The sequence below is a fragment of the Paracidovorax wautersii genome, from assembly GCF_900113035.1.
Taxonomy (GTDB): domain Bacteria; phylum Pseudomonadota; class Gammaproteobacteria; order Burkholderiales; family Burkholderiaceae_C; genus Paracidovorax; species Paracidovorax wautersii.
Genome location: NZ_FONX01000011.1, coordinates 48,001 through 60,500, shown reverse-complemented (window position 1 = coordinate 60,500; position 12,500 = coordinate 48,001). Strand labels below are relative to the sequence as shown.

15 protein-coding genes are annotated in these 12,500 nt (G+C 66.3%); all 15 read left to right on the top strand.

Annotated features, from left to right (window positions below; genetic code table 11):
* Positions 1-15: 15 nt before the first annotated feature.
* The 15 genes from BM070_RS15830 to BM070_RS15760 all read left to right on the top strand — a co-directional run bounded on the left by BM070_RS15830 (position 16) and on the right by BM070_RS15760 (position 12,493).
* A complete protein-coding gene (locus tag BM070_RS15830) occupies positions 16-399 on the top strand; it encodes an integrative conjugative element protein, RAQPRD family (RefSeq protein WP_023465080.1) in 384 nt (127 codons plus the stop codon).
* Entirely contained in the window at positions 396-629 is a 234-nt protein-coding gene (locus BM070_RS15825; protein WP_092940348.1) for a TIGR03758 family integrating conjugative element protein, read from the top strand. Before BM070_RS15830 ends, BM070_RS15825 begins: the two co-directional genes overlap by 4 nt.
* A gap of 16 nt (positions 630-645) precedes the next feature.
* Positions 646-1,005: a TIGR03745 family integrating conjugative element membrane protein gene (locus BM070_RS15820; protein WP_023103906.1), complete on the top strand. Its 360-nt coding sequence runs from the start codon at positions 646-648 to the stop codon at positions 1,003-1,005.
* A 12-nt stretch (positions 1,006-1,017) separates the two neighbouring features.
* Positions 1,018-1,416, top strand: coding sequence for a TIGR03750 family conjugal transfer protein (locus BM070_RS15815; RefSeq protein ID WP_023103905.1), 399 nt, complete (start codon positions 1,018-1,020; stop codon positions 1,414-1,416).
* Complete coding sequence (locus tag BM070_RS15810) at positions 1,413-2,102, top strand: PFL_4703 family integrating conjugative element protein (RefSeq protein ID WP_023835765.1); 690 nt, start codon at positions 1,413-1,415, stop codon at positions 2,100-2,102. Before BM070_RS15815 ends, BM070_RS15810 begins: the two co-directional genes overlap by 4 nt.
* Positions 2,099-3,025 carry a TIGR03749 family integrating conjugative element protein gene (locus BM070_RS15805; RefSeq protein ID WP_023103903.1) on the top strand — a complete coding sequence of 309 codons (927 nt, stop codon included), beginning with the start codon at positions 2,099-2,101 and terminating at the stop codon, positions 3,023-3,025. Before BM070_RS15810 ends, BM070_RS15805 begins: the two co-directional genes overlap by 4 nt.
* Complete coding sequence (locus BM070_RS15800) at positions 3,015-4,445, top strand: TIGR03752 family integrating conjugative element protein (protein WP_017515583.1); 1,431 nt, start codon at positions 3,015-3,017, stop codon at positions 4,443-4,445. The genes BM070_RS15805 and BM070_RS15800 overlap by 11 nt, the downstream gene beginning before the upstream one ends.
* Positions 4,426-4,866, top strand: coding sequence for a TIGR03751 family conjugal transfer lipoprotein (locus BM070_RS15795; RefSeq protein WP_023103901.1), 441 nt, complete (start codon positions 4,426-4,428; stop codon positions 4,864-4,866). Before BM070_RS15800 ends, BM070_RS15795 begins: the two co-directional genes overlap by 20 nt.
* Positions 4,866-7,733, top strand: a complete 2,868-nt coding sequence (locus BM070_RS15790) for a conjugative transfer ATPase (protein ID WP_023103900.1) — start codon at positions 4,866-4,868, stop codon at positions 7,731-7,733. Before BM070_RS15795 ends, BM070_RS15790 begins: the two co-directional genes overlap by 1 nt.
* A 13-nt stretch (positions 7,734-7,746) precedes the next feature.
* A complete protein-coding gene (locus BM070_RS15785) occupies positions 7,747-8,511 on the top strand; it encodes a DsbA family protein (protein ID WP_028690954.1) in 765 nt (254 codons plus the stop codon).
* Between the two features lie 178 nt (positions 8,512-8,689).
* Positions 8,690-9,184: a RadC family protein gene (radC, locus tag BM070_RS15780; protein ID WP_023103898.1), complete on the top strand. Its 495-nt coding sequence runs from the start codon at positions 8,690-8,692 to the stop codon at positions 9,182-9,184.
* A gap of 161 nt (positions 9,185-9,345) precedes the next feature.
* Positions 9,346-9,792 (top strand): TIGR03757 family integrating conjugative element protein, encoded by a 447-nt coding sequence (locus BM070_RS15775; protein ID WP_017514119.1) that lies wholly within the window; start codon positions 9,346-9,348, stop codon positions 9,790-9,792.
* Entirely contained in the window at positions 9,789-10,736 is a 948-nt protein-coding gene (locus BM070_RS15770) for a TIGR03756 family integrating conjugative element protein (RefSeq protein ID WP_023103897.1), read from the top strand. The genes BM070_RS15775 and BM070_RS15770 overlap by 4 nt, the downstream gene beginning before the upstream one ends.
* 9 nt (positions 10,737-10,745) lie before the next feature.
* Complete coding sequence (locus tag BM070_RS15765) at positions 10,746-12,140, top strand: integrating conjugative element protein (protein WP_023103896.1); 1,395 nt, start codon at positions 10,746-10,748, stop codon at positions 12,138-12,140.
* Positions 12,137-12,493: a hypothetical protein gene (locus BM070_RS15760; RefSeq protein ID WP_017516006.1), complete on the top strand. Its 357-nt coding sequence runs from the start codon at positions 12,137-12,139 to the stop codon at positions 12,491-12,493. The genes BM070_RS15765 and BM070_RS15760 overlap by 4 nt, the downstream gene beginning before the upstream one ends.
* The last annotated feature ends 7 nt before the right edge of the window (positions 12,494-12,500 follow it).

The following is a 12,500-nucleotide window of genomic DNA, read 5'->3' as shown; positions in this document are numbered from 1 at the left end:
CACAGGAATGGCGCGATGTTGGCTCCGATCTGGCTGCGCGCCGCGCATCGCGGCGTGCCCACTTTTCTCGTGACGGCCCTTGTGTTGGGCCAGTCCTCGATGGCCTTGGCCGAGTCCCCAGCGCAGCGTCAGGAGCTGGTCGCAGCGCTGCGCCAACTCGACGCGCTGGAGCGCACGGTCGCCGACAGCGCCGCGCATGCCCCCATCCAGCCGGGCGAGCGCTACCACTTCGACTACCCGAGGCTGCTGGCTGACCTGGCGCGCGTGCGCGCCGGCATCCAGGCCCATCTCACACCGTCGCGCGCCCAGCCGCGCGACCCGTCCGAATTGGCCGGCGACTACCGCACGGAGCGGGTCGTCCCGCCATCACCGCCGACGACCGCGGAGGGCAAGCCATGAACGGCGCCCAGGTCTCGGCATTTCAAGCCAACAGCGGCATCGCACCTTCAGCGATGGCGACCGTCCTGGTCGGCGTCGTGTTCGCGGTCCTGCTCGTCTGGGGCGTCTGGGCCATGCGAACGGCCTACGTGGGGTGGTCCGAGAGCCGCCTCAACCAGCGCCAGTTCCTCGGCGTCTTCATCCGATTCGTCGCGATGTACCTCGTCCTGACTTTCTTCCTCCTCTCCTGACCTGAAAGGCATGACCATGCAAAACCGCATCCTCAATTCCCGTCTTGCCCAGCGCGCCGCCGTGGCCCTGGGCGCCGCTGCGCTGCCCGTGCTGTCGTTCGCGCAGGGTCTGCCGCAATTGGAGAACCCGACCCGCGGCACGGGCAACGGCATCATGGAAACGATCCGCAACTACGGCTACGACATCATCATGCTCGTAGCCCTGCTGGTGGTGGCGTCGATGTTCATCGGCGTGTGCTACCACGCTTACGGGACCTACGCGGAAATCCACACAGGCCGCAAGACGTGGGGCCAGTTCGGCCTCACGGTCGCCATCGGCGCCGTCCTGCTCGTGATCGGCATCTGGCTGCTCACCGAAGCCACCGGCATCCTGTAAGGCGAGGCCGGTATGTCTGAGCAGCAGCACGTCCGTGCGGACGGGACCGTGACGTTCCTTCCGCACCGGCTCAACCGCCACCCCGTTGTCGTGCGCGGCCTCACCGCCGACGAGCTGTGGATCTGCTGCGGCTTGTCCGGCGCCGCCGGCCTGCTGGTCGGCGCGCCGCTGTCGTGGGTGTTCCGCACGATCGCGCTAGCTCCCACGTTCGTCGTCCTGGGCGTGGCCTTGGGCGTGTTCATCGGCGGCGGCATTCTTCGCCGCCTCAAACGCGGGCGTCCCGACACCTGGCTGTATCGGCAACTGCAATGGCGCATTGCGACACGTCATCCACTGATGGCGGGTTGGGTGGGCGGCCATGTGCTGATCTCGCGTTCCGGCTTCTGGACCACCCGAAGGAGCGCGCGATGAGCCGCTTCAAGAACGAGATCACCCACCTGCAGGCGCACATCAAGACGCTTCGCCTGGGGGCTGGCGCCCTGGTCATCGTCGCCCTGGTCATGGGCGGCGGCTGGTGGAGCGCTCCGCGCGATCTGACCATCCACGTTCCGCCTGACCTGCGCTCCGGCAGTACCAGGAAGTGGTGGGAAGTGCCGCCCGAATCGGTCTATGCGTTCACGTTCTACGTGTTCCAGACGCTCAACCGCTGGCCGACGAATGGCGAAGAGGACTACGCGCGCAACCTCCACACGCTCTCGCCGTATCTCACCCCGTCCTGCCAGGCCTTCCTTCGCGCGGACTACGACTACCGCCGCAGCACGGGCGAGCTGCGCCAGCGCGTGCGCGGGATTTATGAAATCCCCGGCCGCGGCTACGGCGACGACCCTACGGCGCGCGTGCGCGTGGTCTCCGACCGCGACTGGGTGGTGACGCTGGACATCACCGCCGACGAGTACTACGGCGCCGAGCAAGTCAAGCGCGCTCTGGTGCGCTATCCAGTGAAGGTCACGCGGGTGGACGTCGATCCTGCCCGCAACCCGTTCGGCCTGGCGCTCGACTGCTATGAGGGCGCGCCCCAGCGCATCAGCACGCCGGAGCCAACGCGCCCGGCGTCTGGCGGCCTGTCTCCGCAAGCGCCCCAAGGAGAAACCCCATGAAGCATCCTGTACTCACGCTGCTGGGGCTGTTGGCCGTGGCCGCCGCTCCTGCTGTCCAGGCAGTGGAGATCCTGCGCTGGGAACGTATGCCGTTGGCGGTGCCGCTGAAGGTCGGCCACGAGCGCATCGTGTTCATCGACCGCAACGTCCGCGTGGGCGTACCTGCGGGCGTCGGCGAGCGCCTACGGGTGCAGAGCGCGGGCGGCGCGGTGTACCTGCGCGCCAGCGAGCCGATCGAGCCCACGCGGCTGCAATTGCAGGACGCCGACACGGGCGCGCTGATCCTGCTGGACATTGCGGCGGAGCCAGCCAAGGACGGCGAAGCCGAGCTGGAACCAGTGCGCATCGTCGAGGGCAACAGCACCCCGGCGCGCTATGGCGATCAGCCCGGCGATGACAACGAAGCTCCGGCGCGCGCCCAGGACCAGGCCGGCGCGCGAGCGGCGCGACGCGAGACCCCGGTGTCGGTTGTCCTGACGCGCTTTGCCGCACAGAACCTCTACGCGCCGCTACGCACCGTGGAGCCGCTGCCGAGCGTCATGCGGGTGAACCTGCGCCGTGACCTCGACCTCGGCACGCTGATGCCGACGCTGCCCGTGCGCGCGGTCGCGCTCGCGTCATGGCGTCTGGAAGACCAGTGGGTGACCGCCGTGCGCCTGACCAACAGCAGCAGCGGCTGGATCACCCTGGACCCGCGCGTGCTGCAAGGCGATTTCCTCACCGCCACCTTCCAACACGAGGCGCTTGGCCCGCGCGGGACGCCCGAGGACACGACCGTTCTGTACCTGGTGACGCGCGGGCGTGGCCTTGCGCAATCGCTGCTACCAGCGGTCAACCGCTTCGACCCGGCCGTGCATCTCCCGCAACCGGAAGCCGGTTCCCAGGATGGCACCGACCGCAAGGAGGTCCGCCATGCGCAGTAATGGACTCCTGAAGTGGCTGATGATCCCGGTTGCCGTGCTGGTGCTGTTCGTCGCCATCCGGCTGTTCTCGGGAGGCAGCACTTCGGCACCACCGACCGCGGATGCCGGCGCCAAGCTCACGCCAGCGGAAATGAAGGCGCTGGGCATCGAGGGCGATACCCCGCGCGACACCGTGGCGACGCTCGTTGCCCAAGTGAAGCAGTTGCGCACCGAGCTTCAGACCGCGCTCTCGGACAACAAATCCCAGCGCGAAGAAAACCAGCGACTGCGCCAGCGCGAGAACTCCATTGACCAGCGCATCAATTCGGCCCTCGACTCCGAGCGCACCAACCTGCGTCGCGACCAAGAGCAGGCAGCCAGCGCGCGTCAGCAGACCGAAGGGCTGCTGGCCGACCTGCAACGGCGCCTGGACAGTATCGGCGGACGTGGCGGCGGCCATGCCGACCTGCCGGTGGGTCTGGGGCTGCGTGACGGCGACGAGGCCGGCATGGAAGGCGGCGTGCGCTGGGTCGAACCCGACGATGCGAGGAAAGCCGAGGGGCGCAACAGCAGTCGTGGCACGGGTAGCGGCATGAGCTTCCCGACGAGCTTCGGCCCCGCGCAGAGCACGTTGGAAACCACGGCGGAAACCGTGGCGAACGCGGGCGCACGCGCCGCAGGCGTGAAGAGCGCCAAGGCGGTCTATACCGTACCGACCAATTCGACGCTGATGGGGTCGGTGGCGATGACGGCGCTGATCGGCCGCGTGCCGATCGACGGAACCGTCAACGATCCGTACCCCTTCAAGGTGTTGGTCGGATCGGACAACCTGACCGCCAATGGCATCGACATTCCCGACGTGGCCGGTGCCGTGTTCAGCGGCACCGCATCGGGCGACTGGACGCTCTCGTGCGTGCGCGGCCAGGTACGCAGCATCACCTTCGTCTTCCACGACGGCACGATCCGCACCATCCCCGAAGACCGCGACGGCAACCAGCAAAACAACCAGCAGCAGAACTCTCAAAGTGGAGGCCTGGGCTGGATCAGCGACCCATACGGCATTCCCTGCGTCAGCGGGGAGCGGCGCAGCAACGCCCAGCAGTACCTTGGCTCGCAAGCCCTGATTACCGCCGCCGGTGCCGGCGTCGCCTCGCTGATCGACAGCGACAGCGGCCAGATGTCCTACGTCGGCGCCGACGGCTCCATCGGCAGCGTCGGTATCTCGGGCAATGAAGCCGTGGGCCGCATCCTGGCCGGTGGCGTGCGCGACATGGCCGACTGGGTGAACAAGCTGTACGGCCAGGCGTTCGCCGCTGTCTATGTCCAGCCCGGCGCGAAGGTCGCCGTCCACCTCGAAAAGCCGCTCGCCATCGACTTCGATCCCGAAGGCCGCAAGGTCGATCACCGCGCAGGAGAAAGCCATGCTCTCGAACTTGAATAAGGCCCTGGCGCTGGCCCTCGCCGTCGCGGTGCTCGGCGGCTGTGCCACCAGCAAGGAAAAGCTGCTCCCCCACGGCGACAGCACGATGATGGACATCTGGCAGCAGAACGCCGGTGACGGGGGTGGTGGCGCCGGCCAGGTGGCGCGCAGGCAATTGCTCGATGCACGCCAGAGCCTGCGCCGGACGCTGACCGAGGCCGACGTGGAGGCCGCGCCCACCGAGCAGATGCGCTACACGCGCACGGCGCGCAACGAGGTCTATCGCCAGTTCCACCGCCTGCCGAACCCCGATCTTGTCATGTATGTGTACCCGCACCTGGCGGGCACCGATCCCGTGCCGGTTCCGGGCTACACGACGGTCTTTCCCCTGTACCAGCGTGTGCAGTACGCCATGCCGGGCGAGCGCGTGGAGGACTACTGATGCGCTGGAAACTCCCCTGGCCGAAGCTGGCTGCATCCGATGGTGGCAATGACGAGCAGCCGGACGGCTGGCAGCGCCACGTCGAGGCGTTGCGCCAGGCCGGCATTGCCGAACCCGGAGCGACGGTCCAGGGCCGCAGGCCGGCGACCGTGGCGGACGAGCAGGCGATGTACGACGTTGCGCAGTCATTCGCGGAGCTGCTGCCGTGGGTGGAGTTCCTGCCGCCGTCGAAGTCCATGCTGCTGGAGGACGGGCAATCGGTCGCGGCCTTCTACGAACTGGTCCCGCTAGGCACCGAAGGTCGGGAACCGGGCTGGCTCGCTCATGCCCGCGATGCGCTCGAAAACGCGCTCCAGGACTCGTTCGATGAGCTGGATGAGAACCCGTGGGTGCTCCAGCTCTATGCACAGGACGAGCCCAGCTTCGACCAGTACATGCAGACGCTACGCGACTACGTGCAGCCGCGCGCCCGCAGCACGGCCTTCACCGAGTTCTACCTCCGCTTCTTTGGCCACCACCTGCGCGCGGTGGCCAAGCCCGGCGGACTGTTCGAGGATACGGTGGTCACGCGGTTGCGCTGGCGCGGCCAGACGCGGCGCGTGCGCATGGTGGTCTATCGCCGGGCCGCCGGGCAGGCGAACCGCCGCGGCCAGACACCCGAGCAAATGCTGAACATCGTCTGCGATCGCCTCTGCGGCGGCTTGGCGAACGCCGGCATCCAGGCCCGGCGCATGGTCGCGGCCGATGTTCACGACTGGCTGCTGCGTTGGTTCAACCCACGCCCCACGATGCTCGGGCCCGGCGCTGAGGAGCGAGAGCGCTTCTATGCGCTGGCCCGCTATCCCGACGAGGTGGAGGAAGGTGAGATTGAGCTGGCGAGTGGTCGGGACTTCAGTCAACGGCTGTTCTTCGGTCAGCCTCGCTCCGATGCCGAGCACGGCACCTGGTACTTTGACGGTATGCCGCATCGCGTACTGGTCACCGACCGGCTACGCATGCCGCCCGGTACGGGGCACCTGACCGGCGAAACCCGCAAGGGGGACGCTATCAACACGCTTTTCGATCAGATGCCCGAAGACACCACGATGTGTCTGACCATGGTGGCGACGCCCCAGGACATCCTCGAATCGCACCTGAATCACCTGGCGAAGAAGGCTGTCGGCGAAACACTGGCATCGGAACAAACGCTCAAGGATGTGCAGGAGGCACGCTCGCTCATCGGCAGCGCGCACAAGCTCTACCGCGGCACGCTGGCCTTCTATCTGCGCGGACGCGATGAAGCCGAACTTGACAGGCGCGGTCTGGACCTCGCCAACGTGATGCTCAACGCGGGGTTGCAGCCTGTGCGCGAGGACGATGAAGTCGCGCCGCTCAACAGCTACCTGCGCTGGCTACCGTGCTGCTACAACCCTGCGCAAGATCGACGGAACTGGTTCACCCAACTGATGTTCGCCCAGCATGTGGCGAATCTCTCGCCGGCGTGGGGTCGCAGCCAGGGTACGGGTCATCCGGGCAACACGTTCTTCAACCGCGGCGGCGGGCCGATCACGTTTGATCCACTGAACCGCTTGGACAGGCAGATGAACGCCCATCTGTTCCTGTTCGGCCCCACCGGCTCGGGCAAGAGCGCAACGCTCAACAACCTCTTGAACCAGGTCACGGCCATCTACCGGCCGCGGCTGTTCATCGTGGAAGCCGGCAACAGCTTTGGCTTGTTCAGCGACTTCGCAAAGCGCCTGGGTCTGACCGTGAACCGGGTCAAGCTGGCTCCTGGCTCGGGCATCAGCCTGGCGCCGTTCGCCGACGCTCGCCGGCTGATCGAAACGCCCAGCAACGTGCAGACGCTTGATGCCGATGCACTGGATGAAGAATTGCCAGCCGATTCCTCGGTCATGGAGGAGGACGAGCAGCGCGACGTGCTGGGTGAACTGGAGATCACGGCACGGCTGATGATCACAGGCGGCGAGGACAAGGAAGAAGCCCGGATGACGCGGGCCGATCGCTCGCTGATCCGCCAGTGCATCCTCGATGCCGCCGAGCACTGCGTGGCCGAGAAACGCACGGTGCTCACGCGCGACGTGCGCAACGCGCTGCGCACGCGCGGCCAGGACCCGACGCTGCCCGAGATGCGGCGCGTGCGGCTGCTGGAGATGGCGGACGCGATGGACATGTTCTGCCAAGGCACGGACGGCGAGATGTTCGATCGCGATGGCACGCCGTGGCCCGAGGCCGACATCACGCTGGTGGATCTCGCGACCTATGCCCGGGAGGGCTACAACGCGCAGCTCTCCATCGCCTACATCAGCCTGATCAGCACGGTGAACAACATCGCCGAGCGCGACCAGTACCTGGGCCGTCCGATCATCAATGTGACCGACGAAGGCCACATCATCACGAAGAACCCGCTGCTTGCGCCCTACGTTGTAAAAATTACAAAAATGTGGCGCAAGCTAGGGGCCTGGTTCTGGCTGGCTACACAAAATATCGACGATCTGCCGCGTGCCGCGGAGCCCATGCTCAACATGATTGAGTGGTGGATCTGCCTGTCGATGCCGCCCGATGAGGTCGAGAAGATTGCACGCTTCCGCGAACTCTCGCCCGCGCAGAAAGCGCTGATGCTCTCGGCGCGCAAAGAAGCGGGCAAGTTCACCGAGGGCGTCATCCTTTCCAAGAGCATGGAAGTGCTGTTCCGCGCCGTGCCGCCCAGCCTGTACTTGGCGTTGGCGCAGACCGAACCCGAAGAGAAGGCCGAGCGCTACCAGCTCATGCAGCACTACGGCTGCACCGAACTGGAAGCGGCCTTCAAGGTGGCCGAGAAGATCGACCAGGCGCGCGGCATCGAGTCGCCGGCCTTGGAACTGTCGTAAGACGGAGAACGCCATGGAACAGAAACGTCCTTCCATTCCGATGCAGGTCCAGGCGTTCCGCCGCCGCAACGGGCGGCCCCGCTGGCCCTGGGCATTGGCTGCTGTGCTGGTCGCGCTGCTGCTGATCTGGCTTGTGTCAAGGTCGCCCGGCGAATCCCCGCCGCAGCCGCCCACGCCGGTCAGCATGGCACCGGTGGCCGGGCCGCCCTGGCTAATGGGCAACCCCAAAGGCCGTTTCACGCTGACGCTCTATGCCGACCTGGAGTGCCCGTTCTGCCGGGAGTATTTCCCGCAGCTCAAGCGGTGGATCGGCAACAACACCGACGTGGCGCTGCAATGGCACCACCAGCCGCTGGCCGAGCACGAGCCGGCCGCGTCAGCCGAGGCACGCCTAGTGGAATGCGCTGCCGAAGCAGGTGGGCATGTCGCGTTCTGGCAGGCGATCGAATGGGTCTATGCCCACACGCGCAGCGGCGGCCAGGGCTTGCCCGATGGCTTGCGGTACCCCGAATCGACGCCAGCCAGCGAGCAGTGCATGGCAAGCGAAAGGCCCAGTGCGGCTATCCGCGCCCAGGCTGCGGAAGCCACCAAGAGCGGCGTAACCGCCACGCCGTCGCTGCGCCTGCTCGATCGCCAAACGGGCCAGGCCATCCTGCTGCAGGGGCCGATCGAGGGCGATGCCTTGCTGTCAGCCATGGACATGCTGGCGGCTGAGGGTCCGACCAGCACACCCACATCCGAAATGCCTGCCGACGTCGTCGGCGACATGCCCAGGTAGCCCCGGTCTTCAAGGCTACGGCGCAGTCCTCTGCGCTGACCGCGACTCGTTCGCCTTGCATCCTGGCCGCGAACGGTCACCGCAATCGCGGTGATGGATGCATCTTTTCATTCTCATCCCCAGGAGGGCTTGCCCTCGGGGGCGCGCGCCCTCCGATCTCACCGTCTGGAGGTTCGCCATGTCTTTCGCCATCAATGACTCCTGTGTGGAGTCGCTTTCCGCCGTAGCTGCCCAGCACGAAGACTGGATCATCCAGCAGGCCATCGTGCTGCTGGAAAAACGGATCTTCAAAGCTGGACCATGCCTCAGCCAGCCGGCCGCCGTGCGGGACTATCTGCGCGTGAAACTGGTCGCTGAACCCAACGAGATATTCGCCGCTGTGTTCCTGGATAGCATGCACCAGGTGCTGGCCTACGAGCCATTGTTCAGGGGCACGATCAACTCGACTTCTGTTTATCCACGTGTCGTCGTACAGCGTGTGCTGGAGTTGAACGCCGCCGCGGTGATCTTCGCGCACCAGCACCCCTCGGGCATCTCCGAGCCGTCGAGCGCGGATCGTGTGCTGACCCAGCAACTGCAGGCCGCGCTGGCGCTCATCGATGTACGGGTACTGGATCACATCATCGTAGGCCAAGGTTCCCCGTTCTCCTTTGCGGAGTCAGGCCTGCTGTAACGGTCGCATTGCTTCATTGATCCTCGCGGAGGCTTCGGCCTCCGTTTTTTTATGGCCCGGGACAAGCAGGTATGCGGGCAGCCCGCGATGCGCATTGTTTGTTGGGGTGGCATCGGGTTCGCGTTTGACTATGGCCCTGATCAACTTTCGGGGCACGCGACATGCCGGCATCCTTTTCCACGTTCGCGTCGGGCTGGCGAACCCTTGGTCTCGTCGTGGCGCTGCCGGCGTCCCTGGCCGTGTTCAGCCCCGTCACCTTCGCAGCCGACGTACTGGTCGTCACCGACAGCCACCACCCGGTCAAGACCATGGGCGGCGAGCGGCTGATCGAGCTGGACGAAGCCCGCCGGATTGAAGCGGAGCTTTCTGCGGAACTGCCCGCCGCCCCCGAACAGGCGGCGGCCACCGTCAAGCGTCGGCTGAACCAAGGCGGCGCCGACCTACAGCGCCGCATCGCTTCCGCATACCAGGGCGTCACCGACGCATGGAGCCTGGGCATCACCAGCATCCCGGCTGTCGTGGTGGATCAGCGCTACGTGGTCTATGGCGAGCCGGATGTGGCCCGCGCTGTCGCGCGCATCGAGCAGCGTCGGAGGACCCAGCCATGACGAGGCCATTCGACCTTATGCGCCGCATGCGGGCTGGCGTGGCTTCCTTGCTGCTGCTCAGCGCCACGGGTAGCTACGCCTTGAACACCACCGCCATCGTTGCCTCGGTGGCCTCGCCCGATTGCTTGGAGTACCGGGTGGTGGGTATCTGCTACTGGCTCTACTGCACCTGGGGAGGCTGCACGGTGCGCACCTCTGTCAAGGTGCGCCACTACATCCCCGATGCGGTCGTCTCCAGCTACAGCAACACGGGCGAGAACCCGTGGGTCGAAGTCCGGGCGATGAGTACGGCCAACCCGTCCGCCCAAGCGGGCGGCGATGGAACGACGAACGAGGATCACGAAAACAATCTCGCGAAATTCAAGAACGCCGACGTGATCGGCCATCCCGGCGTCGAGGTGTTCAACCAGTTTGTTTCGTCCTCGGGCTACTTCTGCGAGGGCGCGGGAACGGCATTCATGCCGTATCTGCTCAGCACCTTGGACACGCTTGCCTGGCGCTACAACGTGCCCGAGATGGCCTACCCGGAGGCATTGATTCCCGGCATGCGCGAGGTCGGCGCACGCACCACGATGAACCTTTGGGGCAACGTGTATCCCCGCGGCGGCTTCCTGCACCAGACCGACGACCACAAATCGGGAGCCGTGGTGGCCCAGCGTGCGGGCGATGTCGTCACGCGCCGCGGGCAGTTGCACGTGTACCAGCCGCTGCTTGCCAATGCCCGCGATGGCTACTGGCCCGCCAGCGCGCTGATGGAGGGTGATGCCTCGACTGGCAAGTGGCAGGAACTCACGCCCGTCCTGTCCTCGTCCTGCACGGTTTTCCCACGCACCGGCTTCCTGACTCAGGCCCAGCAAGGCGACTACGCCTGGGCGCTGTGGCGGCCGTATGCCTGCTGCGAACGCCGTGGACAGGTGTTCCTTGGCAGCGTTGATTTCCTTTGAGGTGCCGCGATGAAGCGTTCCGACTCTATGCAGTTCTCCCCACCGGCTCGTGGCAAGAGGATCTGTTTGGCGCTTACCGGCGCGTTGGTTCTGGCAAGCGGCGTGGCCTGGGGCCAACTGGGCTACCAGACCAGCGGCAACGTCATCGGCGATGACGTCATGTACTCCATCGGCGGCGGCAGCGCCGTTTCGATGGGCCGCGCAGCCGGCATGCGCTCGCTCGGCGTGGGTGTCGGCTGGAACAGCAATCTGATCTGCGGCGACATGAGCATCCAGACCACGTTGAAGAATCAACTCAACGGTGTCACCAATGGCTTTCAGCAGATCATGTCCTCGGTGATCCAGAGTGCTACGAGTGCTGTGGCGTCCCTGCCGGCGTTGATCATCCAGCGTGCAGATCCAGGCCTCTACAACCTGCTCACCAACGGCGTTCTGCAAGCGCGGCTGGATTTCGACCGCTCGAAGCTGACGTGCCGCGCCATGGCCGAAAAGATGGCCGAAACGGCTGGCGGCCAACTCGGCTGGAGCCAGATGGCAGAGGGGTTGGCGCTGCGTGACGCTGTTTCGAGCACGGATGCCGTCTCGGCCATCGAGCAGGCCGAGACGCGCCGTGGCAACGATGGCGTGCCCTGGGTCGGGGGAAGCAATGCCGGCGGCTCCGGTCAGCCCGCGATCAAGGTGGTCGGTGACGTCACCCGCGCGGGCTACAACCTGGTCAATGGCCGCGGGGTGACCGACACGTCGGCAATCGCTCCGGCCAGTTGCACGAGCCTGTCGTGCCAAACCTGGACCACGCCGCAGGCGGCCATCGAGTGGGCAACACGGGTGCTCGGCGAGAAGGAGCAGCGCACCTGCGACGCCTGCACCAAGACGGAGACGGTGCCCGGCGTCGGGCTGACGCCCCTGATCCAGGAGGAGTACGACGCCAAGCTGCAGGCGCTCCAGGACCTGGTCTCCAAGGCGAAGAACACGACGCCCGAAAACCTGCGGGAGGCCGGCAGCGCGTCGCTGCCCATCACGCGCGGCGTGGTCGAGGCACTGCGCGACGAACCGGACCAGCACCTGCTGTCGCAGCGCCTGGCGTCCGAGGTTGCGCTGGCGTCGGTGCTGGAGAAGGCGCTACTGCTGCAACGCACGCTGCTGACCGGCAAGAAGGAGCCCAACGTGGCGGCCAACCAGCTCGCCGTGGAGGCGGTGAACCACGAGAGCGACACGCTCGATCGCGAGATTCGCAACCTCAAGACCGAGCTGGAGCTGCGCCGGGAGCTGGCGAACAACTCGCCCATGGCGATCATCCAGCGCCACGGCACGCGCGCGGCGGGCTCGCGTGGCATCTACGAAGGCGATCCGGTGCCTGACCGCCTCGATCAGTTGCAGAAGGGCAATCCGGGAGGCCGGCCATGAGCCTGATGCGTGCGGCCTGGCTGCGCCCGCGCTGGCTGTTCAACCGGCGCGCAGCGAAGGCGCTGCTGTGGACGATGGTACTCGCGGCCGTCGCCGTGGGTGCCAACATCGTTGGCATCTACCTCGTCGGAAGTGTCGCGGGCTGGGAGCGTTGGCTGGCGGCAGCAGCGGGCTACTTCCTGGTCTGGCGGCTGTGCCTGTATGGCGCGACGGCCTACGGCTGGGTCTGGATGCGTCGCCGGCTGCTTGCGCGTGAGGACGACGCGCAAGCGCGGCGCCGCCTGGTACGCAGCGAGATCGCCGGCGTCGTTGCCATCGTGGCGCTTGAAGCCAGCCTGTTGATGCAGGGCTGAGGGGAGG